Here is a 23,177-nt window from a genome sequence, read left to right as displayed (position 1 = left end):
CTTCGACGGTGCGCCGGGCGCTCGCCATCGGCGGCTTCCTGGTGCTCACCCCGACCGGATGCGCGTTCCAGGGATTGAACTCGCTTCCGCTGCCGGGCACGGTGGGACGAGGGGCCGGCGCCGCCACCTACCATGTCGAGTTGGCGAATGTCAGCACGCTAGAGTCGAATTCACCGGTGATGCTCAACGACGTGGTCGTCGGCAGCGTCGACCATATGACCTTCCACGACTGGCACGCCGACGTCGCGATCTCGGTGAAGCCCGCCGTGGTGGTGCCCGCCAACGCGGTGGCCCGGGTCGGGCAGACCAGCCTGCTGGGATCCATGCACCTCGAGCTGAGTCCCCCGGTGGGCCAGGCCCCGAGCGGCCGGTTGCAACCCGGAGCCACGATCCCGCTGAACCGGTCGTCGACCTATCCGTCGACCGAGCAGACCCTCTCGTCGCTGTCGGTGGTGATCAATGCCGGGGGACTGGGCCAGATCGGGGACATCATCCACAACTTCAGCGCCGCCATGTCCGGGCACGAGGACCAGATCCGCGATCTGCTGACCCGGTTCGACGATTTCGTTGGGGCGCTGGATGCCCAGCGCGACAATCTCATTGGGCTCATCGGAGACCTGAACCGCCTCACCGGCACGCTCGCCGGGCAGCGCGACGTGATCACGCAAGCGCTGCAGAAGATTCCGCCCGCCCTCGACGTGCTGATCCGCGAGCGGCCGCGCCTCACGACGGCGCTGGACAAGTTGCGGGTCTTCAGCGACACCGCCACCCGGCTCGTCGACGACACGCGAGACGACCTGGTGCGCGACCTGAAGAACCTGGAACCGACGATCAAGGCGCTCGCCGATATCGGTCCCGATCTCGATAGCGCACTGGTCTGGGCGACGACCTTCCCGTACGGCCAGAATCTGATCGATCGGGGTGTCAGAGGCGACTACATGAACATGTTCTTGATCGCCGACCTCACGCTTCCCCGGCTCAAGCGGACGTTGCTGCTGGGCACCCGCTGGGGTCAGGTCGGCGCGAAACTTGTTCCCGCACCGGGAGAACCGGAATATCTCAATTTCACCTACGACCCGCCCGGCGCCGGTGCCCCGCCGCAGAGCGGCCCGCCGCCGAGTGCTCCTGCGCCGCCGACCGCTCCGCCGCCCGCCGGCGGGGTTCCGCTGCCCACCGACTTCCCGCCGAAAGACCAGGCGGGCGGCTGATGCTCACGCGCCTGGTCAAGATCCAGCTGACGATCTTCACGATCGTCTCGATCGTCGGCGTCCTGTCGATGGCCCTGGTCTACGTACAGGCGCCGACCTTGCTGGGCATCGGCCACATCACCGTGCGGATGGAATTGCCTTCCGGCGGAGGGATTTACCGGTTCGCCAACGTGACCTACCGGGGCGTGCAGGTGGGCAAGGTGACCGCCGTCGATCTGGAGCCCGACCGGGTGTGGGCAACGCTGTCCCTCGACCGTTCACCGAGGATTCCCGCCGATCTGCAAGCGGAGGTGCGCAGCATCTCGGCGATCGGGGAGCAGTACGTGGACCTGCGCCCGCGCCGCAATGCGGGGCCCTACCTCGAGGACGGCTCGGTAATTCCCTTGGAGCGCACCACGATTCCGCAGGCGGTCGGGCCGATGCTGGACAGGGTCAGCGCGCTGATCAACAGCATCCCCAAAGGCAAGATGAGCGCGCTGCTCGACGAGTCGTTCAGAGGGTTCAATGGGGCCGGCTTCGATCTCGGTTCCCTGCTCGACTCGTCGGCCCGGGTGAGTCGAGACGCCAACGCCGTCGCCGACCGGACCCGGACGCTGGTGGATGACGCTGTGCCGCTGCTGGATTCGCAGGCCGAAACCACGGACTCCATCCGGGCCTGGGCGCACAGCCTGGCCGGTGTGACGCACACGCTGGCGACCGACGATGGACAGCTGCGCGCGCTGCTGAAAACCGGCCCGGGGGCCGTCGATGAGGTTTCTCGGCTGCTCGACCAGATCAAGCCGACGCTGCCGATCCTGCTGGCGAACCTGACCACGGTCGGCCAGATCCTGGTGACATACAACCCGTCAATCGAGCAGCTGTTGGTGTTGTTGCCGCCGGTGATCGCGTCGCTACAGGCCTCCGGGCTGTCGAAGAACAACCCGACGGGGATGGCGATGGGCGAGTTCGCGATCAGCGTCGCTGATCCGCCGCCATGCACCGTGGGGTTCCTGCCGCCCTCGTCGTGGCGTTCCCCCGCCGACACCACGACGATCGACACGCCGGACGGGCTGTACTGCAAACTCCCTCAGGATTCCCCGATTTCGGTCCGCGGAGCCCGCAACTACCCGTGCATGGGCAAGCCCGGGAAACGTGCGCCGACCGTGCAGATCTGCGACAGCGACAAGCCGTACGAACCGCTGGCCATGCGCCAACACGTGCTCGGTCCCTATCCGCTGGATCCGAACCTGGTGGCGCAGGGCATTCCGCCTGACGATCGCGCCACGTCCGGCGACCACACCTTCGGTCCGGTGGACGGGACGCCGCTGCCGCCGGGCGCTTCGCCGTCCGGAACGCCCCCGCAAGCGGCGCCGAGCTCCTTGACGACCGGCGGGCCCGAGGCCACGCCGTCGGTGGCGGTCGCGCGATACGACCCGCGCACCGGCAAGTACATGGCTCCGGACGGCCAACTCTTCCAACAGTCCGACCTGGTCGTCACCGCGGCGCCGAAGTCGTGGAAGGACATGCTGACGAGGTAGGGCGCGAAGCGCTCACCAAGCGTGGACGCGGTTCTGCGCGGGCTCGAGCCCGAGTTCGATGAGCGCCTCGGTGGCGTCCGCGGCCTGCTCGCAAATGGTGGGCACTTCGGTGCGCTCGGCCGCGGTGAAGTTCTCCAGCACGAACGCCGCCGGGTCCTTGCGTCCGGGGGGACGCCCGATCCCGATGCGCACCCGCTGAAATTCCTTGGTGCCCAAAGCCGCAACCACCGAACGCAGCCCGTTGTGGCCGCCTTCGCCGCCGCCGATCTTGAGCCGGATGCGGCCGAACTCGAGGTCGAGGTCGTCATGGATGACGATCATGTCGGCCGGGGCGACCGAGTAGAACTTCGCCAGCGGCCCCACCTGGCGGCCCGATTCGTTCATGAAGCAGCGCGGCTTGGCCACCAACACCGAGTGCCCGGCCAACCGGCCGCTGACAACTTCGGCACCGGAACGCTTGTGCGCCTTGAACTTCGAACCCAGTCGCGCGGCGAGCAGGTCGGCGACCATGAACCCGAGGTTGTGCCGGGTGCGCGCGTAGTTGTCTCCGGGGTTGCCCAGGCCGACCACCAACAGCGGATCGGCCACGTCGGGACCGCCTACTCGGACTCGTCGGCGGCGGCCTCTGCCTCGCCGCCCTCTTCGGCCGCGGGAGCAGCCGCCTCGCCCTCGGCCGCCTCGCCGGCGCCCTCTTCCTCGAGGTCGGCGGCGGTCGGCGCGTTCACCACGTTGACCACCAGCATGTCGGGGTCGGAAACCAGGGTGACGCCGGCGGGCAGCGCGATCTGGCCCGCGGTGAACTGGGTGCCGGGCGGGGCGTCCTCGACCGACACGGTCAACTGCTCGGGAATCGACATGGCCTCGGCCTCGATCTCGATCGTGTTGGTCTCCTGGGTGACCAGCGTGTCGGGTCCGGCCTCGCCCTCGACGACGACGTTGACCTCGACGTGGACCTTCTCGCCGCGGCGCACGACCACGAGGTCGGCGTGCTGAATGGTGCGGCGGATCGGGTGGATGTCGAGGGCCTTGGTCAGCGCCAGCTGTTCCTTGCCCGCGATGTCGAGGGTCAGCACCGCGTTGGTGCCCGAGTGCCGCAGCACCGCCGCGTAGTCGTGTCCGGGCAGTTCCAGGTGCTGGGGGGCGGCGCCGTGACCGTAGAGGACGGCGGGAATCCTGCCCGCGCGGCGGGCCCGGCGGGACGCGCCCTTGCCGGTCTCGGCTCGTACCTCGACCTTGAGTTGGTTGACTGCGGCCTTGGCCATTTTGTCGCTCCTCTGTGCTCTGGTTCGGGAGCACGGCGAAGGGCGCGACATCGAAGTCGGTCTCCGTCGATAACGGTGCTGGTCAGCCAGCCACCCTCGCCGTGACGCCTGGTCAGGTTAGCGCATGTGCGCCTGGCAGCGGAAATTGGCGAGTGTGCAAGCAGGGCTTTCTGTGTGCATCCAGGGCGCAGATCTGACAGGTTTTCCGCCCTCAGCACACACGGAAAGCCGTCAGCTCACAGTTAACGCGCCCGCCGCTCATTCGGCGGCTCGCTTGTTCCCGGGGCGGCCGTCGATTGTGCAATGACGGCTTTGCGTGGTGCGCGAGGGTTGAAAATCGTCGAAAATCGCGCCCTCAGCACACAGTCGAAGCCCTCAATTCACACTAAAAGCCCCCAGCCCACGCAGGGCTACAGCGGGAATTTGGTGCCCGTGAGCTGCTCGGACAGCTCCCACAGCGCGGTGCCCGCGGCCGCGTCCCGCGCCCGATGGCTGCGGCCGACCGGCTGCGTCCGGCCGATCCAGCTGAATCGCGGGCCGATGAACGTGTCGCCCGGCACGTCCTGCGACGCCGCGTACAGGGTTTGCCGGGCGCCGAAGTCGGCGTCGGTGGCCACCACCCGGGTGGCGGCCGACATCAGTGCGTCGCCGAGCTTGCGGCCCGACGCGCCCTGCAGATTGGTGTGCGAGTAGCCGGGATGGGCCGCCACCGCCCGCAGCGGCGAACCGGCCGCGTCGAGGCGTCGCTGCAGCTCGCTGGTGAACAGCAGGTTGGCGAGTTTCGACTGGCTGTAGGCCAGCCAGGGGGAGTAGCGGCGGTTCTTCCAGTTCAGGTCGTCGAAGTTGATGCGGCCCGGCCAGTGCGCCATCGACGACACCGTGACGACGCGGTCGGTGAGCTTGGGCAGCAGCAGGTTGGTCAGCGCGAAGTGACCGAGGTGGTTGGTGCCGATCTGACTCTCGAACCCGTCGGCGGTCAGCGCGTAGGGGGCGGCCATGATGCCGGCGTTGTTGATCAGCACGTCGGCCTTGTCCACACCTTCGGCGAACTGGCGCACCGACGACAGGTCCTGCAGGTCGAGTCGGCGCACCTCGACGTCGCCGGTGATCTGCTTCGCGGCGGCGTCGCCCTTGTCCGTGTTGCGGACGGCCATGACGATCTTGGCGCCCTTGCCGGCCAGCTCGCGGGCCGTCACCGCGCCGAGCCCGCTATTGGCGCCGGTGATGATCACGGTGCGCCCGGCAAACGACGGCAGATCTGCGGCGGTCCAGTTCGTCATGGGGGATGAGCTTAGTGAAGGGACGCCACGAATTACTTCGCGGCGACGACGAACCCGTGGATGATCGCCTCGATGCCGGTTGCCTCGGCGGCCGCCTGGTTGGCCAGGCTGGTGATGGTCAGCTGGACCAGGTAGCGCTGGTTCGCCGGCGGCGACCCGGTGGGGATGACGATCCGGTTCCAACTGTGCAGCCGCTGGCCGTCGAGGTCGTAGCTGCCCTGGATCATCGACGAAGGAAAGCCGTTGTAGTTGTCCGAGGAGGCGTCCAGCTGCTTGAAATTCTCGAACAGCTGGGCGTCGTCGTTGCCGTGCTTGACGACTTGCGCCGGGTCGAAGTCCCCGTGCAATTTGAAGACCACCAGCCGCGCGGTCGGGTACTTGCCGCCGTGCGAGATCATCACGGTCTCCTTGGCGATGTTCGGGTTGCTGAATAGCGACCAACCGGGCGGTGTCGGGATCGACACGTTCAGGTCGGGCAGCTCGCCCGGCGCCACCTGTTGGCCGGTGACGCCGATGTTCTGCAGGTACTGCGACAACGGGACGGGCTTCTCCGTCGGCGTGGGGGTGGCGCTGCTCGTCGAACTCTTCGTCAGGATCGACTGGTAGTCAGGGGCTTTCGGCGGCGAGCACGCCGCAACCGGCATGCTCAGCGCGACCAGCACGACCGCGACCTTCCGTAACCTCACAGAATCTCGCGCACGGCGTCGATCGGCCGCGCCAGCCGGGTGCCCTTCGGCGTGACGACGAAAGGCCGTTCGATCAGGATCGGGTGTTCGGCCATGGCGTCGAGCAACTCGTCGTCGGTCGCGTCGGCGAGATCGAGTTCGGCATACAGCGGTTCGCGCTTGCGCACCGCGGTGCGCACGTCGATGGCGGCGTCGCGGATCATGCGCGCCAGCTCCGCACGCGACGGCGGCGTCTTCAGGTACTGCACCACGGTGGGGTCAATCCCGTTGTCCCGCAAAAGGTCCAGGGTCTTGCGAGAGGTGCTGCACTTCGGGTTGTGGTAGATGACGGTCTCGCGCCAAGCCATCTAGGCGTCTCCGTCGAAAAGTCCCGTGACGGAGCCGTTTTCGAAGACGGCGCGGATGGTGCTGGCCAACAGCGGCGCAATGGACAGGACCGTGAGCTGCGGGAAACGCTTCTCCTCGCCGATCGGGAGCGTGTTGGTGACGATGACCTCCCGCGCGCCGCACGCCGCGAGCCGCTCGGCGGCCGGGTCGGAGAGCACGCCGTGGGTCGCCGCGATCACCACGTCGCTGGCGCCGTCTTCGCGCAATAGGTTCACCGCGCCGGCGATGGTGCCGCCGGTGTCGATCATGTCGTCGATCAGGACGCAGGTGCGGCCCTCCACTTCGCCGACGACGCGGTTGGACACGACCTGGTTGGGCACCCGCGGGTCGCGGGTCTTGTGGATGAAGGCCAGCGGAACCCCGCCCAGCGCGTCGGCCCATTTCTCGGCGATGCGGACCCGGCCGGAGTCGGGGGAGACGACCACCATGTTGCCGTCCGGGTAGTTGTCCTTGATGTAGCCGGTCAGCAGGTTCTGTCCGCGCATGTGGTCGACCGGCCCGTCGAAGAAGCCCTGGATCTGGTCGGTGTGCAGGTCGACGGTCACGATCCGGTCGGCGCCGGCGGTCTTGAGCAGGTCGGCGACCAGGCGCGCCGAGATCGGCTCGCGGCCGCGGTGCTTCTTGTCCTGCCGCGCGTACGGGTAGAACGGCATGACCGCGGTGATCCGCTTGGCGCTGCCCCGTTTGAGGGCGTCGATCATGATCAGCTGTTCCATCAGCCAGTTGTTGACGGGCGCCGGGTTGGACTGCAGCACGAAGGCGTCGCAGCCGCGCACCGACTCCTGGAACCGAACGAATATCTCGCCGTTGGCGAATTCGCGGGCCGTCTGAGCGGTGACGTGGACGTCGAGCTCCTTGGCGACCTGTTCGGCCAGCTCGGGATGCGCGCGGCCCGAGAAAAGCATCAGATTTTTTCGATTATCGGTCCAGTCGTGGCTCAACGCACTGCCCTGCCTCGGGATCGAAATGGAAGCCCCATCGTACGTAGCGAATCGTACGGAAATGCGGCCGGGTTGCCAGGGACCAAACTCACGGTGTCTATTCGGGCCCTGAATTCTCGTCGTTTTCTCCGGCGGCCTTCGCGGCCTTTTCCGCGGCCTCTGCCGCCGCGCTGCCCGGCCGCTTGCGCCGGACCCAACCCTCGATGTTGCGTTGCGGCCCCGCCGACACCGCCAGCGCCCCGGGTGGGACGTCGTCGCGCACCACTGTGCCGGCGCCGGTGTAGGCCCCGTCGCCGATGGTCACCGGGGCCACGAACATGGTGTCCGAGCCGGTGCGCACGTGCGAGCCGACGGTGGTGCGCCGCTTGGTTTCGCCGTCGTAGTTGACGAACACGCTGGACGCGCCGATGTTGCTGTGTTCGCCGATGTCGGCGTCGCCGACATAGGTCAAATGCGGAACCTTGGTGCCCGTCCCGATGACGGAGTTCTTGGCCTCGACGAACGCGCCGAGCTTGGCGTCGGCGCCCAGCACGGTGCCGGGTCGCAGGTAGGTGAACGGGCCGACGGTGGCGCCATCGCCGATCGCCGAGGACGTGCCGTGGGTGCGCACCACCGACGCGCCGTCTCCGACGGTCACGTCGGTCAGGGTGGTGTCGGGGCCGACGACGCAGCGACCGCCCACCCGGGTGCGGCCCAGCAGCTGGGTGCCGGGGTGCACGACGGTGTCGCGGCCGATCGTCACGTCGACGTCGATCCAGGTGGTCGACGGATCGACGACGGTCACGCCGGCCAGCTGATGGGTGGCGACGATCCGGCGGTTCAGCTCGGCGCCCAGCTCGGCCAGCTGGACGCGGTTGTTGACGCCGGCCACCAGCGCGCTGTCGGCGACGTGCTGGGCGCGCACGGCCCGGCCGTCGCCGCGCAGGATGGCGACGACGTCGGTCAGGTAGAGCTCCTGCTGGGCGTTGTTCGAGCTCAGCCGGGTCAGCGCGGAGCGCAGCGCCGCGACGTCGAAGGCGTAGACGCCGGTGTTGACCTCGCGGATCTCGCGTTGGGAGGGCGTCGCGTCGGTGTGCTCGACGATCGCCATCACCTCGTTGTCCTGGGTGCGCAGGATGCGGCCGTAGCCGACCGGATCGCTCAGCGTGGTGGTCAGCACGGTGACCGCGGCCGAGTCCGCGGTGTGGGTGGCGATCAGGCCGGCCAGGGTGTCGGAATCCAGCAGCGGGGTGTCGCCGGAGGTGACGACGACGACGCCGGAGTAGTCGTCGGGCAGGGCGGACAGACCGCACAGGACGGCGTGGCCGGTGCCCAGGGGGCGGTCCTGCAGCGCCACGTCGATCGAGCGTCCCAGCGTCTCGGCAAGCTCGCCGACCAGCGGCGCGACGCGCTGGTGGTCGTGGCCGAGGACCACGACCAGGTGCTGGGGCGCGACCTTGGCGATCGCGTGCAGGGAATGCGACAGCATGCTGCGGCCGGCGATCGTGTGCAGCACCTTCGGGGTGTCGGACCGCATCCGGGTGCCCGGTCCGGCCGCGAGGACCAGGACCGCGGTGTCACCACGAAACGACATGAACTCTCCTCAACCCCTCGCGCGAGCGTGCGTGTTGGTACACCGACACGCCGTCAAGCGTGTCATTTCATGCACGCTCGCCGCAAAGGGCCACGCTGCTCCGTCGCCAGGACTCGAACCTGAACTCTCAGAACCAAAATCTGATGTGCTGCCGATTACACCACGACGGATGGAATACCCACGGTGACTCTAGACGGTAAGCGGCCTGGTCGCGGCGAGCGTAACGGATAGGCTGACTGACGTGGCCGTTCTCGACAAGGAGCCGGACAAGGAAGCCCGGGCCCCGCGCGCTCGTATGACCGGTAGCGATCGCCGGCAACAACTCATCGGCATCGCCCGCTCGCTGTTCGCCGAGCGCGGTTACGAGGGCACCTCGATCGAGGAGATCGCCCTGCGCGCCAACGTGTCCAAGCCCGTCGTCTACGAACACTTCGGCGGCAAGGAGGGGCTGTACGCGGTCGTCGTCGACCGGGAGATGTCGGCGCTGCTGGACATGATCACCTCGTCGCTGACCAACAACCGGTCCCGGGTCCGGGTGGAACGGGTGGCCCTGGCGTTGCTCACCTACGTCGAGGAGCGCACCGACGGCTTCCGGATCATGATCCGCGACTCGCCCGCCGCGATCAGCTCGGGCACCTACTCCAGCCTGCTCAACGACGCGGTCAGCCAGGTCAGCTCGATCCTGGCCGGCGACTTCGCCCGCCGGGGGCTGGACGCGGATTTGGCGCCGCTGTACGCCCAGGCGCTGGTGGGCTCGGTGTCCATGACGGCGCAATGGTGGCTCGACACCCGCGAGCCCAAGAAAGAAGTGGTCGCCGCGCACCTGGTCAACCTGATGTGGAACGGCCTGACCCACCTGGAAGCCGACCCGCGGCTGCAGGACGAGTAGGAGCTAGGGCCGCACCCCGTCGAGGAAGTTGTTCAGGGCGTGCTTGCCGATTTCTCGTATGCCCATCGACCGCGGCAGCAGGCGGGTCACGACGAACATCATCCGCCGGTTCGGCGCCCCCACTTGCATGCTGGGCCGCTTGCCGAGATACAAGACCGCCTCTTCGACGTTTTCTTCAGGCGTATTGATCAGGCTGCCCCTGGCCCGCGCGACCTCGAGCGCCTCGGCGGCCCCCGGTGAACTCGTCAGCCCGGCCATGCACGCCAACACGTGCACGTTGTCGGGTTTCAGTTCGTACCAGAGCCCTTCGGCGAGAATGATGTTGTAAGCCCTCGTCGCGCCGTAGTGCGTGTAGTACGGGCTGCCGATCAGGCCCGTGCCGCTGCTCATGAGGACGATGCCGCCGTGACGGCGCGCCTTCATCAGCGCCCCGTAGTGGTAGGTCAGCCCAAACGGGCTGCAGCAGTTGATGTTTATCCGCTTCCGCTCGAACTCCAGGTTATCGGCCCAGAATCCCCCGACCGTGGCCAGCGCGGCGTTGGACACCAGCAGTCCGATTTCGCGATCGCCGACGGCCGCGACGATGTTCTCCACGGCATCCGGCGCCCCGAGTTCCTGGGAGATGGCGAGCACCTCCACGCCGAACCGTGACACCAATTCCTGGCGTTTCTTCTCGAGCTTGTCGGGATCGCGCGCGACGATCGCGACCGACAAGCCTTGGGATGCAGCGTAATCCGCCCAGGCGCCGCCGATGCCCTCACTGGCGCCGGACACCAGCGCCCACGGCCCGTACTGTCCGGCGAAGTCCTTCGGTGGGCGCCGGGCCAGCGGACTGTGGGACCGCCATTGCTGGGCCACAATGGATTTCAGCGCCAGAGCAGATTGTGCTGCGTTCATTGCTACCTTCCTGGTGGTTGTTCCCTGAGGGTGGGAATGGTCTTGAGGCGATCGATGAGCATGGCCAGCACTTCGTCCGGCACGTCGGTGACCGGCAGGCTCAGGCCGGTGCACACGCCGGAGTACCAACGCTCGAGCACCGCGGGAATTTCGTCGTAGGTGCCTTGCGGCACAACCCGATCCATCACCTCATCGGTCAGGTGCTCGGGCAGGTCGGTCCATTCGTTCCGGCGCGCCATGCCGCTGAGCGCCTCGCCGATGTCCTCGAAACCGAAGAATTCGAGTTGCCGGCGGTAGGCGGGGGTGCTGTAGAGGAAGGCCAGCTCCGACCGGCGGTGTTCGCGCAGCCGCGCCAGCTCGTCGCCGGTGGCGGCCATCAAGGGTTGCGGATTGGCCACCACCGCGAGCGGAGTTCGGCTGCGGCGACCCTTTTCGGCGCCTTCGGCGAGGGCGGGCAGCGTCTGCGTCGCGAGGATCGACGGGTGCGAGTTGGTCGGATGGCAGACGAAGCCGTCGGAGAGTTCACCGGCCAGCATGCACATCTTCTTGTTGACCCCTCCGGTCCAGATCTGCGGGGGCGGGCACGGAATCGGGCCGGGGTTGAAGTACGGCTGCAGGCGGTCGAATCGGTAGAACCGCCCGCTGTAGTCGAGGGGCTCACCGGTCCGGAAGGAGTGGAATATCGCCAGTACCGATTCGATGTACTCCCGCATGCGCAGCGCCGGCTGCGACCACGGGACCGAGAATCGTCCGACGATGTTCCCGCGCACCTGGGAGGCCAGGCCGAGCTGGAAACGCCCGTCGGAGTACCGGGCGAGGTCCCAGGCCGCGTAGGCGGTGATCATCGGGCTACGCGGAAACGCGAGTGCCATGCTCGTCCGCACGGTCAGCCGCGTGGTGTGCGCCAATGCCATTGCGGCGATTGTGAATACATCATGGATTGTCTCGGACACGTGGACGACCTCGAAGCCGATGCGCTCCATGCGCGCGGCCCACGGGCCGATTTCGGCCAGGCCCAGCTGGGCCGGTGCGGAGGCGACTACCTCCATCGGCGGCGCGGCCCCGCCGCCGGCGGTCATCGGGTCAGCCCCCGCACGATCAGCGCGGTGTTGTGCTCGAGCCAGGTGTCGTCGAGCGTGCGTTCGGTGGCCATCGACATCATCACCGTGCCGCCGATCATGTCCATCAGCAGACGCGCGTCGATGCCGTCGACCGCCACTCCGTTGGCGGCGGCGTGATCGAGATAGCCCTGCAGGCGCTCGTAGGTGCCGCCCTGCAGCCGGTCCAGCAGCCGCGCCGACAAGCCCGGCTCGGAGGGCAGTTCGGCCGTCAGGCCCGACACCGCGCTGTGCACCGCCGGCCGGCTGAACAGGTGGATCGATCCCTCGAGCAGGCTGCGCACGACCGTCCGCAGATCGCCGGTCAACGGCAACTCCGTGCGCGGCGTGGGGGGAAACACCGCGGCGAAGACGAGTTCGATCTTGGTGGGGAAGCGGCGGTACACCGCCGGCGGCGTCGCGCCGGCCCGCGCTGCCACCAACGGAATGCTCAGCCGGGCATAGCCGATCTCTTCCAGCAGTTCGTTGGTGGCTTGCAGGACCGCATCGTCGATGCGCGCATCGCGGGGGCGCCCCTGCGACTTGGACTCGCGATTGTCGCGCTCGAAAGGTGTTGATTTCATTACGTTCAGATCGTAATGTTTTGTGGGATCGAGCACAACGGTCCGCTTGAACACCGGGAGGCATCGATTCTTATCCCCTCAACGGCGAGGAACGCCCGTCATGGCCATCGATGAACCACCCAGACCGCTGCCGTTCCGCGTTCTCAACGGCGCCTACCGCGCGGCCCGCCGCCTCGGCGCCCCTCCCGTGCCGCTGCGCAAGTACGCGCTCATGGACCGGGCCAGCCGGCGCGCGGGCGGCCTGACCGACTTCGGCGATCCCCGCTTCGAAGCGGGCCTGGACCGGCTCATCGAGTCGATCAACACCGAGGACAAGCTCAACGGGTTCGGCCGGATACTGGCCGCGACGCACATCACCAACCTGTTGCGCCAGCGGCTACTGGTCATGGACCACATCCGCCGGAATCCGTCGATCCGGGACGAGGTAATCGCCAAGCCGGTGTTCCTGGTCGGCGCGCCCCGCACCGGCACCACGATCACCCACCACCTGCTCAGTCAGGATGACCGGTTTCGCTTCCCCCTCACCTGGGAGTGCGACGAGCTGCACCCGCCGCTGGATCCCGCCACGATGCGCACCGACCCGCGAATCGCGCGCAGCGAGAAGCAGATTCGACGGACCCTGTCGCTGGCCCCCGATCTCGACGCCGCGCACCCGCTCGGCGCGTGGGAGGCCCAAGAATGCGCGCTGCTGCACGCCTACGCCTTCCACAGCGAGACGTTCCTGGTCATGTTCAACTGTCAGGGCTACGACCGGTGGTTGGCCGATCAGGACCGCACCTGGGTCTACGAGGAGGAGAAGCTGCTGCTGCAGTACATGCAGAGCGGGGGGCTGCGCCCGAAGGAGAGCTGGCTGCTCAAGACCCCACCGCACATGGCCAACATCGACAAGATCCTCGCCGTCTTCCCCGACGCGCGCTTCGTCACCACCTACCGCGAGCCCACCGAGGTCATCGCCTCCAGCTGCAAGCTGTCCGGCACCGTCTTCGCGATGGTGACCGACGGCGTCGACTGGCACGATCACGGCCGCTACATGACTTGGCGTACCGGGGGGATGCTGGCCCGCAACGTCGAACTGAGGCGCCAATTCGCGGACCGTTCAGCGCAATTCATCGACTTCCCGATGGAGCGGATGGTCCGCGACCCGATGGCCTGCGTCGCCGAGATCTACGACCACTTCGGCATCGAACTCACCGCCGAGGTTCATCGCAAGATGAGCAGGTTCATGGAGCAGCGCGGCATGGCGACCCGCAAACCCAACATCTATCGGGCCGAGGATTACGGGCTCGACATCGCGGCGCTCTGGCCGGAACTGCAGTACTACCGCGACTTCTACGGGATCGAGGACAAGCGATGACCGACCAGTCAAGTGACGCGCTGCGCGCGGCGTGGCGACGGTTCGGCGAACTTCACGACGACCTGCTCGGCGTCGCGCTGGCCCAAGGCGGCCTCGACGACGGCTCTGCCAGTTCGCTTCTCGGCCACCTGATCGGCCACATCCAGTACATGGGGCTGCAACTGCGCAGCGACCCGGCCCGCCCCGCGCTGATCAACGCCCAGTACGCGCCGTGGAATTGGGGCCACTCCAACCCCGACACCCTGTACCTGTCGGCGCGAATCGACGATGGGCACGACTACCGGGTCTACGGCAAATTGGGCTCGGTCGCGCAGACCACCTTCGGCGTCTACGCCGGCAAGGACGACCAGGCCCAGGCGGTCAAGACGCAATCCGAGGACCTGGACATCGCGCCGGACAAATCCTTCGAGATCCACTTCAGCCGCCGGAAAACGGGCGATACCAACTGGTTTGAGCTTCCTCCGGGAGCCGAGTCGTTCTGCTGCTACCAAACCTATGGCGACTGGCAAGGCCAATCCAAGGGCACCATCCGCATCGAATGCCTCAATCCCCAAACGCCCGCGCACCCACCGTCGCCGGCGCAGGCGCTCGCCGCGTTCGACGAACACCTGGTCGCGTCGCGCGACCTGTTCACCATGTGGGTCAAGGACATTCCCGCGCGCGTCTTCGGGGCTCTCCCGAAGAACTTCGTCATCCCGCCGATGCAGCCGCCGTCGGCCATGGCCGGTGCGTGGTTCGTCCCCATCTCCTGGGAACTGGACGACGGCCAGGCCTTGGTGATCGAGTACCAAATCCCCAGCGGCAGCCCTTATGTCGGAATCTGCCTGACCAACCGGTGGAGCGAGATGATCGACATCGCCACCCGGCAGACGAGCCTGAACCTCGGCCAATCGCACACCGACGGCGACCGGGTGCGGGTGCTGTTGTCCACCGAGGACCTCGGCGTGCACAACTGGCTCGACGCGCGCGGCTATCGCAGCGGGGTCGTCACCTGGCGCGCCACCGCGGCCGAGCAGCCCGCCACGCCGACCGCCACGGTGATCGACATCGACCGCGTCGACGACTACTTCGACCCGTCGCAGCGGATCACCGCCGACCAGCGGGCCGCGGCGTTGTTGGCGCGGCAACGCCACTTCGCCGAGCGGGACACGCCGTGACTGCTTAACCGCAGTCGCGCGAAACGAGATCGGCGACCGTCTCGCGGCGCACGAGGGCGCGGGCCCGCCCGTCGTTGACCGCCACCAGCGGTGGCCGGCCGACCAGGTTGTAGTTCGACGCCATGCTGTGGTGGTAGGCGCCCGTGCAGGCGACGGCCAGCAGGTCGCCGGGATGCAGGTCCGCCGGCAGCTCGATGTCCCGGGCGATCTCGTCGCCCGCCTCGCAGTGCCGTCCCGCGACCGTGACGCGCAGCCTGGCGCTCAGCGGGTGCCGGTTCGCCAGCGTGACGGTGTATTGCGCGCCGTACAGCGCCACCCGTGGGTTGTCGCTCATGCCGCCGTCGACGGCGACGAAGGTGCGCCCGCCCGGTTGCGTCTTCACCGAGCACACCCGGTACAGGGTCACGCCGGCCCGGCCGCTGATGGCGCGACCGGGCTCCACCACGATCCTCGGCCGCGGGAAGTGCTCGGCGGCGCAGGCCTCGTCCAGCGCATCCTCGATGACGCAAGCCAACTCGTCGAGGTCGAGCTCGCGGTCGCCGGGAATGTAGGGGATGGCGTGGCCGCCGCCGATGTTCAGCTCGGTGAGCACGACACCGTGCTGGGCGCGGATGTCGGCCATGGCCGCGATCAGCCGGCGAATCGCCTCGCCGTAGAGCGCCGGGTCGCTGACTTGCGACCCGATGTGGCAGTGCAGCCCGACCAGGTCGAGGATGGGATGCGCCAGCACCCGCTTCGCGGCGTCCGAGGCCTGGTCGCCCGCGAGGGTGAAGCCGAACTTCTGGTCGCTGACGCCGGTCGTGACGGCGCGGTGTCCGTGGATGTCGATGTCGGGGGTCACCCGGATGAGCACCGGCTGGCGCCGCCGCGCCAGGCCGGCGAGGTAGGCGATCTCGATGCACGAATCGACCACGATGCGCCCCACGCCGACGCGCACCGCCTCGCGCAGTTCGGCCGGCGATTTCGCGTTGCCGTGCATGACGATCCTTGCCGGGTCCACGCCGCCGGCCAGGGCGGTGGCCAGCTCGCCGGCCGAGCACACGTCGACACCGAGGCCCTCCTCGCGCGCCCACCGCGCCACCGCGGTGGTCAGCAGCGACTTGCCCGCGTAGACGACCCTCACGTCGTGGAGTGCCTTGCGGTAGCGGCGGGCCCGCAGGCGGAAGTCGGCCTCGTCGATCACGTAGGTCGGGGTGCCGAACTCGTCGGCGATGTCGGCCAGGAGCACGCCGCCGACGCACAGCCGGCCCTCCTCGTCGGAGTGCGTCGTGACGGGCCAGATCGCAGAATCGAACCGCCGGGGGGCCGCCTTTCCAAGGGACGGCAGGATGTCGAGCAATGTCATGACTTCAACGTGCGCCCGGCCGGTGGCCGGTGCCGCTGTTCTTACGATCCCTTGACGCCGCCTGGCTCGATTTTGACGTCGTTCGGCGCCCTTAGAATGGATTCATCATGACCGGACCGGGGCCTGCTGCTCGCCCAGAAACCCCGATCGCGGGGCTCGTGGACCTGGCGCTTACGGCGCCGACGTTCCAGCAGTTGATCGACACCGCGGCCGCCCGGCCCGCCGAGTTGCACCTGGTCGGACCCGCCAGCGCCCGGTTGTTCGTCGCCACCGCGCTGGCGCGGCTGGGGCCCGTGCTCGTGGTCACCGCGACCGGGCGCGAGGCCGACGACCTGACCGCCGAATTGCGGGGCGTGCTCGGCGACGCGGTGGCCGTGTTCCCGTCGTGGGAAACGCTGCCGCACGAGCGGCTCTCGCCCGGCGTCGACACCGTCGGCGCCCGGATGATGGTGCTGCGGCGGCTGTCCCACCCCGAAGACGAGCGGCTGGGCCCGCCCCTGCAGGTGGTGGTGACGGCGGCGCGCTCGGTGTTGCAGCCGATGACGCCGCGGCTGGGCGAGGTGGAGCCGGTCACGCTGAGTGTCGGACGGGAAATCGCCTTCGAGGACGTGATCGCCCGGCTGGTCGAGCTGGCCTACACCCGGGTGGACATGGTCGGCCGGCGCGGCGAGTTCGCGGTGCGCGGTGGGATCCTCGACGTCTTCCCCCCGACCGCCGAACACCCGGTGCGCGTCGAGTTCTGGGGCGACGAGGTCAGCGAGATGCGGATGTTCGCCGTCGCCGACCAGCGGTCCATCCCCGAGATCGAGGTCGACACGGTCATCGCGGTGGCGTGCCGCGAGCTGCTGCTCACCGACGGCGTGCGGGAGCGGGCCGCCGCGCTCGCCGCCCGGCACTCCGGGGCCGAGCCCGCCATCACCGGCAGCGTCACCGACATGCTGGCGAAGCTGGGCGAGGGCATCGCGGTCGACGGCATGGAGGCGCTGCTGCCGGTGCTGCGTCCCGGCGAGCACGTGCTGCTTACCGACCAGCTGGCCGACGGCACGCCCGTGCTGCTGTGCGACCCGGAGAAGGTGCGCACCCGGGCCGCCGACCTGATCAAGACGGGCAGCGAGTTCTTGGAGGCGTCGTGGTCGGTGGCGGCGCTGGGCACCGACGCGCCCGTCGACCTCGAGCAGTTCGGCGGGTCGGGGTTCGCCGAACTGGACGACGTGCGCGCCGCGGCGGCGCGGTCGGGTCATCCCTGGTGGACGCTGAGCCAGCTCTCCGACGAGTCGGCCGTGGAACTGGATGTCCGGGCGGCGCCGTCGGCCCGCGGGCACCAGCACGACATCGACGGCATCTTCGCGATGCTGCGCGCCCACGTCAGCACCGGCGGGCACGCCGCGGTCGTCGCGCCCGGCACCGGGACCGCCCACCGGGTGGTGGAGCGGCTCGCCGAGTCCGACACCCCCGCCGCGATGCTGGAGCCGGGCGCCGCCCCCAAGGCGGGGGTGGTGGGCGTCCTCAAGGGCCCGCTGCACGACGGTGTCGTGATCCCCGGCGCCAACCTCGTCGTGATCACCGAGACGGACCTGACGGGCAACCGGGCCACCACCGTCGAGGGCAAGCGGCTGGCGGCCAAGCGGCGCAACACCGTCGACCCGCTGGCGCTCACCGCCGGCGACCTGGTCGTGCACGACCAGCACGGCATCGGGCGGTTCGTGGAGATGGTCGAGCGGACCGTCGGCGGCGCGCGGCGCGAATACCTGGTGCTCGAGTACGCCTCGGCCAAGCGCGGCGGGGGTTCCGACAAGCTGTACGTCCCGATGGACTCGCTGGACCAGCTCTCGCGGTACGTCGGCGGGCAGGCGCCCGCGCTGAGCCGCCTCGGCGGCAGCGACTGGGCCAACACCAAGACCAAGGCCCGCCGCGCGGTGCGCGAGATCGCCGGCGAACTGGTGGCGCTCTACGCCAAACGACAGGCCAGCGCCGGGCACGCATTCGGGCCGGACACCCCGTGGCAGGCCGAGATGGAGGACGCGTTCGGCTTCACCGAGACGGTCGACCAGCTCACCGCGATCACCGAGGTCAAGGCCGACATGGAGAAGCCGGTGCCGATGGACCGGGTGATCTGCGGGGACGTCGGCTACGGCAAGACCGAGATCGCGGTGCGCGCGGCGTTCAAGGCGGTCCAGGACGGCAAGCAGGTCGCCGTGCTGGTCCCCACCACGCTGCTCGCCGACCAGCACCTGCAGACGTTCACCGACCGGATGGCCGACTTCCCGGTGACCGTCAAGGGGCTGTCCCGGTTCACCGACGCCGCCGAGTCCCGCGCCGTGGTCGAGGGCCTGGCCGACGGGACGGTCGACATAGTGATCGGCACGCACCGGCTGCTGCAGACCGGGGTGCGCTGGAAGGACCTGGGCCTGGTCGTCGTCGACGAGGAGCAGCGGTTCGGCGTCGAGCACAAGGAGCACATCAAGTCGCTGCGCACCCACGTCGACGTGCTGACCATGAGCGCCACCCCGATCCCGCGGACGCTGGAGATGAGCCTGGCCGGGATCCGCGAGATGTCGACGATCTTGACCCCGCCCGAGGAGCGCTACCCGGTGCTGACCTACGTCGGCCCGCAGGACGACAAGCAGGTCGCCGCGGCGCTACGGCGCGAGCTGCTGCGCGACGGCCAGGCGTTCTACGTGCACAACCGGGTGAGCTCGATCGACCGGGCCGCGGCCCGGGTGCGTGAGCTGGTGCCCGAGGCGCGCGTCGTCGTCGCGCACGGCCAGATGCCCGAGGAGCGGCTGGAACGCACCGTGCAGGGCTTCTGGAACCGCGAATACGACATCCTGGTGTGCACCACGATCGTGGAAACCGGGCTGGACATCTCCAACGCCAACACGCTCATCGTCGAGCGGGCCGACACCTTCGGGCTGTCCCAGCTGCACCAGCTGCGCGGGCGGGTCGGCCGCAGCCGTGAGCGCGGTTACGCCTATTTCCTGTATCCGCCGCATGCGCCGCTGACCGAGACGGCCTACGACCGGCTGGCGACCATCGCGCAGAACAACGAGCTGGGCGCCGGCATGGCGGTCGCGCTGAAGGACCTGGAGATCCGCGGCGCCGGCAACGTCCTGGGCGTCGAGCAGTCCGGGCACGTCGCCGGGGTGGGGTTCGACCTGTACGTGCGCCTGGTGGGCGAGGCCGTCGAGGCCTACCGCGCCGCCGCCGACGGCGAAACGGTCACCACGCCCGAGGAGGCCAAGGACGTCCGGATCGACCTGCCGGTGGACGCGCATCTGCCGCCGGATTACATCGCCAGCGACCGGCTGCGGCTGGAGGGCTACCGGCGCCTGGCCGCGGCCTCTGACGATGCCGCCGTCGCCGCCGTCGTCGAGGAGCTGGTCGACCGCTACGGGGCGCTGCCCGAGCCCGCCGAGCGGCTGGTGGCCGTGGCGCGGTTGCGGCTGCTGTGCCGCGCCGCCGGCATCACCGAGGTGTCGGCCCCGTCGGCGGCGACGGTGCGGCTCTCGCCGGTGACGCTGCTGGATTCGGCCCAGGTACGGCTCAAGCGGATGTATCCGGCGGCCCACTACCGCGCCACCACGTCCACGGTCCAGGTACCCATTCCGCGGGAGGGTGGGGTCGGCGCGCCGCGCCTGCGCGACGTCGAGTTGCTGCGGATGGTGGCCAACCTGGTGACCGCGCTCGAGGGGAAACCACAAGTAGAGATTGGTATAACGGGTGCGTTACCGGCTGGGGAGGAGCGACAAGCGAGATGATCGTCGTCTTGTTCGACCCCCGCCGCCCGTCGCTGGTGCCGGTCGAGGCCATCGAGCACCTCGCCGGCGAGGTGCAGTACACCGAGGAGATGCCGGTCGCGGTGCCCTGGTCGCTGGCCGCGGCGCGGCCCGTGCACTCCGGGGACCCCGACGCGCCGGCGCCGGTGCTGCTGTCGTCCGATCCGGACCATCCCGCCGTCACCGCCCGGTTGGCCGCGGGGGCCCGGCTGATCTCGGCGCCGGACACGCCGCGCGGCGAGCGACTGGTCGACGCCGTCGCGATGATGGACAAGCTGCGCACCGCCGGGCCGTGGGAAAGCGAGCAAACTCACGACTCGTTGCGCAGGTTCCTGCTCGAGGAGACCTACGAGCTGCTGGACGCCGTGCGCAGCGGTAACGCCGACCTGCTGCGCGAGGAACTCGGCGACGTGTTGCTGCAGGTTCTCTTCCACGCCCGCATCGCCGAGGACGCGCCGCAGCTTCCCTTCACCATCGACGACGTCGCCACCACACTGATGCGCAAGCTGGGCAATCGGGTGCCCGGAGTGCTTGCCGGACAGTCGATTTCGCTCGAAGAACAATTAGCGCAGTGGGAGGAGCGCAAGGCCGCGGAGAAGTCGCGCAATTCGGTGATGGACGACGTTCACACCGGTCAGCCGGCACTGGCGTTGGCGCAGAAGGTGATTCAACGCGCCGAGAAGGCGGGGCTGCCCGCCGACCTGATCCCGGCCGAGATCACGTCGGTCTCCGTGTCGGCCGACATCGACGCCGAAGGCGCGCTTCGCGCGGCCGTTTTGGAGTTCGTGGACACCGTGCGCGGCGTGGAGAGGTCGATCGCGGCCGGCCGCCGTGGCGACAGCGTCCCGGTCGAGCTGGATGTGGCGCCGCTGGGCGAAGTCACCGAGGAGGAGTGGCGCGCGCACTGGCCTTCCGCTGAGACGGCCGCGGAGGAAGCGGTCGGCTCCGAGGCCGTGTCCAAGGCGTCCGGTGGGGGCTCCAAGCGGCGTAAAGGGCGGAAATAAAGCCGCTCGATCAGGCGAAACGCCCGCCGCACCGGTGGGCTCGGGGCGGGAATCGACCGGGCCCGGCCGAAACGCGTGGGACGATGGTCGTGGTCGAGTTCGAGTAGGGAAATTCCAGGGGAGCTAACGAGGGGCATGGTGTCGCCGAGGCGCTGGTTGCGTGCGGTCGCCGTGATCGGCGCGACCGCCATGATCCTCGCCTCCAGCTGTACCTGGCAGTTGAGCCTGTTCATCCCGGAAGGGGTGCCGCCGCCGGCCGGGGATCCGGTGCCGCCGGTGGACACCCACCTCAGCGGCCGGCCCGCGGATCAGTTGCGCCAGTGGGCCGAGCAACGCTCGGCGGCGTTGGAGATTCCGGTCGTCGCGCTGGAGGCCTACGCCTACGCCGCGCGCGTCGCCGAGGTCGAGAACCCCAAGTGCCACATCGCATGGACCACGCTGGCGGGCATCGGGCAGGTCGAAAGCCACCACGGCACCTACCGCGGCGCGACGCTGTCGCCGAACGGTGACGTCAGTCCGCCCATTCGGGGTGTTCGCCTGGATGGCAGTGGGGGCACGTTGCGCATCGTCGACACCGAGGACGGCGCGGAGGGCTCGAAAGGGGATGCCGGGGTGGTGCGCGCGATGGGGCCGATGCAGTTCATCCCGGAGACGTGGCGGCTGTACGGGGTCGACGCCCACAACGACGGCCGCGTCAGCCCCGACAACATCGACGACGCGGCCCTGGCGGCGGCGGGTTATCTGTGTTGGCGTGGCAAAGATCTCGCCACGCCGCGGGGCTGGATCACCGCGCTGCGGGCCTACAACAACTCCGGTGTCTACGCGCGGGCGGTTCGGGACTGGGCGACCGCCTATGCGGCGCATCACCCGCTGTAGCAGGATGTATCGCTGACGGCGCCAGCTACGACAAGGAGAAACCCAGTGCCGATTATCGAGCAGGTCGGGGCCCGCGAGATCCTCGATTCCCGCGGTAACCCGACGGTCGAGGTCGAGATAGCTCTGATGGACGGGACGTTTGCCCGCGCGGCGGTGCCGTCCGGCGCTTCGACCGGCGAGCACGAGGCCGTCGAGTTGCGTGACGGCGGTGAGCGTTACGGCGGCAAGGGCGTGCGGAAGGCGGTGCAGGCCGTCCTCGACGAGATCGGTCCGGCCGTGATCGGCCTGGCCGCCGACGACCAGCGGCTGGTGGACCAGGCCCTGGTGGACCTCGACGGCACCCCCGACAAGTCGCGGCTGGGCGGCAACGCGATCCTGGGCGTCTCGCTGGCGGTCGCCAAAGCGGCCGCCGATTCCGCCGACTTGCCGCTGTTCCGCTACATCGGCGGTCCGAACGCGCACATCCTGCCCGTGCCGATGATGAATATCCTCAACGGCGGCGCCCATGCCGACACCGGCGTCGACATTCAGGAGTTTATGGTCGCGCCGATCGGCGCGCCCAGCTTCGCGGAGGCGTTGCGCTGGGGCGCCGAGGTCTACCACTCGCTCAAGTCGGTGCTGAAGAAGGAGGGCCTGTCCACCGGGCTGGGCGACGAGGGCGGATTCGCCCCCGACGTCGCCGGCACCACCGCGGCGCTGGACCTGATCGGTCGCGCCATCGAATCGGCCGGTTTCAAGCTCGGGACCGACGTGGCGCTGGCCCTCGACGCGGCGGCCACCGAGTTCTACGCCGACGGCACCGGCTACACCTTCGAGGGCAGCGCCCGCACCGCCGAGCAGATGGCCGAGTTCTACGCCGGCCTGCTTGGCTCGTATCCGCTGGTGTCCATCGAAGACCCACTGTCCGAAGACGATTGGGATGGTTGGGCGGCCCTGACCGCGTCGATCGGGGACCGCGTGCAGATCGTCGGCGACGACATCTTCGTCACCAACCCCGAGCGCCTGGAAGAGGGCATCGAAAAGGGCGTGGCAAACGCGTTGCTGGTCAAGGTGAATCAGATCGGCACGCTCACCGAGACGCTCGACGCCGTCGCGCTGGCCCACCACAGCGGGTATCGCACGATGATGAGCCACCGCAGCGGCGAGACGGAGGACACCACGATCGCCGACCTGGCGGTGGCCGTCGGCAGCGGCCAGATCAAGACCGGCGCGCCAGCCCGCAGCGAGCGCGTGGCCAAATACAATCAACTGTTGCGGATCGAGGAAGCCCTCGGCGACGCGGCACGCTTCGCCGGCGATCTGGCGTTCCCGCGGTTCGCGCTGGAGCAGAAGTAGGTTGAAATA

The 23,177-nt window shown here is 68.8% G+C and carries 20 protein-coding genes and 1 tRNA gene; 9 read left to right on the top strand and 12 right to left on the bottom strand.

All coding sequences use genetic code 11. The features are described 5' to 3' along the window. The first annotated feature begins 8 nt into the window (after positions 1-8). Both AC5Y2S_RS22835 and AC5Y2S_RS22830 read left to right on the top strand, forming a co-directional pair. Positions 9-1,208 carry an MCE family protein gene (locus AC5Y2S_RS22835; protein ID WP_499958713.1) on the top strand — a complete coding sequence of 400 codons (1,200 nt, stop codon included), beginning with the start codon at positions 9-11 and terminating at the stop codon, positions 1,206-1,208. Beyond that, entirely contained in the window at positions 1,208-2,725 is a 1,518-nt protein-coding gene (locus AC5Y2S_RS22830; RefSeq protein ID WP_499958577.1) for an MCE family protein, read from the top strand. Before AC5Y2S_RS22835 ends, AC5Y2S_RS22830 begins: the two co-directional genes overlap by 1 nt. 12 nt (positions 2,726-2,737) lie before the next feature. Here the strand turns inward: AC5Y2S_RS22830 and pth are convergent, their stop codons facing one another. From pth to AC5Y2S_RS22790, 8 genes are all read right to left on the bottom strand, one after another. Continuing rightward, on the bottom strand, positions 2,738-3,313 hold the full coding sequence (gene pth / locus AC5Y2S_RS22825) for an aminoacyl-tRNA hydrolase (RefSeq protein WP_499958576.1): 576 nt from the start codon (positions 3,311-3,313) through the stop codon (positions 2,738-2,740). 11 nt (positions 3,314-3,324) lie between these two features. Beyond that, positions 3,325-3,987, bottom strand: coding sequence for a 50S ribosomal protein L25/general stress protein Ctc (locus tag AC5Y2S_RS22820; protein WP_499958575.1), 663 nt, complete (start codon positions 3,985-3,987; stop codon positions 3,325-3,327). 410 nt (positions 3,988-4,397) lie between these two features. Continuing rightward, complete coding sequence (locus tag AC5Y2S_RS22815; protein ID WP_499958573.1) at positions 4,398-5,267, bottom strand: oxidoreductase; 870 nt, start codon at positions 5,265-5,267, stop codon at positions 4,398-4,400. A 32-nt stretch (positions 5,268-5,299) separates the two neighbouring features. Further along, positions 5,300-5,911: an LpqN/LpqT family lipoprotein gene (locus tag AC5Y2S_RS22810; protein WP_499903904.1), complete on the bottom strand. Its 612-nt coding sequence runs from the start codon at positions 5,909-5,911 to the stop codon at positions 5,300-5,302. 38 nt (positions 5,912-5,949) lie between these two features. Beyond that, positions 5,950-6,300: an arsenate reductase (glutaredoxin) gene (gene arsC, locus AC5Y2S_RS22805; RefSeq protein ID WP_499958572.1), complete on the bottom strand. Its 351-nt coding sequence runs from the start codon at positions 6,298-6,300 to the stop codon at positions 5,950-5,952. Further along, positions 6,301-7,281, bottom strand: coding sequence for a ribose-phosphate diphosphokinase (locus tag AC5Y2S_RS22800; protein ID WP_499903362.1), 981 nt, complete (start codon positions 7,279-7,281; stop codon positions 6,301-6,303). Positions 7,282-7,378: 97 nt separating this feature from the next. Continuing rightward, positions 7,379-8,854 (bottom strand): bifunctional UDP-N-acetylglucosamine diphosphorylase/glucosamine-1-phosphate N-acetyltransferase GlmU, encoded by a 1,476-nt coding sequence (gene glmU / locus AC5Y2S_RS22795; RefSeq protein ID WP_499958571.1) that lies wholly within the window; start codon positions 8,852-8,854, stop codon positions 7,379-7,381. 98 nt (positions 8,855-8,952) lie between these two features. Further along, a tRNA-Gln gene (locus tag AC5Y2S_RS22790) sits at positions 8,953-9,024 on the bottom strand. 125 nt (positions 9,025-9,149) lie between these two features. On the opposite strand from AC5Y2S_RS22790, the gene AC5Y2S_RS22785 reads away from it, so the two are divergent. Then, entirely contained in the window at positions 9,150-9,743 is a 594-nt protein-coding gene (locus tag AC5Y2S_RS22785) for a TetR/AcrR family transcriptional regulator (RefSeq protein ID WP_499883424.1), read from the top strand. A gap of 3 nt (positions 9,744-9,746) precedes the next feature. Here AC5Y2S_RS22785 and AC5Y2S_RS22780 read toward each other — a convergent pair whose 3' ends face one another. The 3 genes from AC5Y2S_RS22780 to AC5Y2S_RS22770 are packed head-to-tail and all read right to left on the bottom strand — an operon-like array spanning position 9,747 to position 12,321. Then, positions 9,747-10,640 carry an SDR family NAD(P)-dependent oxidoreductase gene (locus tag AC5Y2S_RS22780; RefSeq protein WP_499958570.1) on the bottom strand — a complete coding sequence of 298 codons (894 nt, stop codon included), beginning with the start codon at positions 10,638-10,640 and terminating at the stop codon, positions 9,747-9,749. A 2-nt stretch (positions 10,641-10,642) separates the two neighbouring features. Continuing rightward, positions 10,643-11,689 carry a TIGR03617 family F420-dependent LLM class oxidoreductase gene (locus AC5Y2S_RS22775; protein ID WP_499958711.1) on the bottom strand — a complete coding sequence of 349 codons (1,047 nt, stop codon included), beginning with the start codon at positions 11,687-11,689 and terminating at the stop codon, positions 10,643-10,645. A 26-nt stretch (positions 11,690-11,715) separates the two neighbouring features. Next, positions 11,716-12,321, bottom strand: coding sequence for a TetR/AcrR family transcriptional regulator (locus tag AC5Y2S_RS22770; protein WP_499958569.1), 606 nt, complete (start codon positions 12,319-12,321; stop codon positions 11,716-11,718). A gap of 100 nt (positions 12,322-12,421) precedes the next feature. Between AC5Y2S_RS22770 and AC5Y2S_RS22765 the strand changes: the two genes are divergently transcribed. Beyond that, positions 12,422-13,675, top strand: coding sequence for a sulfotransferase family protein (locus AC5Y2S_RS22765; RefSeq protein ID WP_499958568.1), 1,254 nt, complete (start codon positions 12,422-12,424; stop codon positions 13,673-13,675). After that, positions 13,672-14,832: a hypothetical protein gene (locus tag AC5Y2S_RS22760; RefSeq protein WP_499958567.1), complete on the top strand. Its 1,161-nt coding sequence runs from the start codon at positions 13,672-13,674 to the stop codon at positions 14,830-14,832. Before AC5Y2S_RS22765 ends, AC5Y2S_RS22760 begins: the two co-directional genes overlap by 4 nt. 4 nt (positions 14,833-14,836) lie before the next feature. Here the strand turns inward: AC5Y2S_RS22760 and lysA are convergent, their stop codons facing one another. Next, entirely contained in the window at positions 14,837-16,177 is a 1,341-nt protein-coding gene (lysA, locus tag AC5Y2S_RS22755; RefSeq protein ID WP_499958566.1) for a diaminopimelate decarboxylase, read from the bottom strand. Positions 16,178-16,284: 107 nt separating this feature from the next. On the opposite strand from lysA, the gene mfd reads away from it, so the two are divergent. From mfd to eno, 4 genes are all read left to right on the top strand, one after another. After that, positions 16,285-19,935, top strand: a complete 3,651-nt coding sequence (mfd, locus tag AC5Y2S_RS22750) for a transcription-repair coupling factor (RefSeq protein WP_499958565.1) — start codon at positions 16,285-16,287, stop codon at positions 19,933-19,935. Continuing rightward, on the top strand, positions 19,932-20,957 hold the full coding sequence (locus AC5Y2S_RS22745; RefSeq protein WP_499958564.1) for a nucleoside triphosphate pyrophosphohydrolase: 1,026 nt from the start codon (positions 19,932-19,934) through the stop codon (positions 20,955-20,957). The genes mfd and AC5Y2S_RS22745 overlap by 4 nt, the downstream gene beginning before the upstream one ends. Before the next feature lie 138 nt (positions 20,958-21,095). Beyond that, complete coding sequence (locus tag AC5Y2S_RS22740; RefSeq protein ID WP_499958710.1) at positions 21,096-21,833, top strand: lytic transglycosylase domain-containing protein; 738 nt, start codon at positions 21,096-21,098, stop codon at positions 21,831-21,833. Between the two features lie 45 nt (positions 21,834-21,878). After that, positions 21,879-23,168, top strand: a complete 1,290-nt coding sequence (eno, locus tag AC5Y2S_RS22735; protein ID WP_499958563.1) for a phosphopyruvate hydratase — start codon at positions 21,879-21,881, stop codon at positions 23,166-23,168. Positions 23,169-23,177: the final 9 nt, after the last annotated feature.

This window comes from Mycobacterium sp. NGS69 (assembly GCF_059812165.1).
The sequence above is the reverse complement of the archived record's forward strand: the minus strand, read 5'-3'. Positions and strand labels throughout refer to the sequence as shown.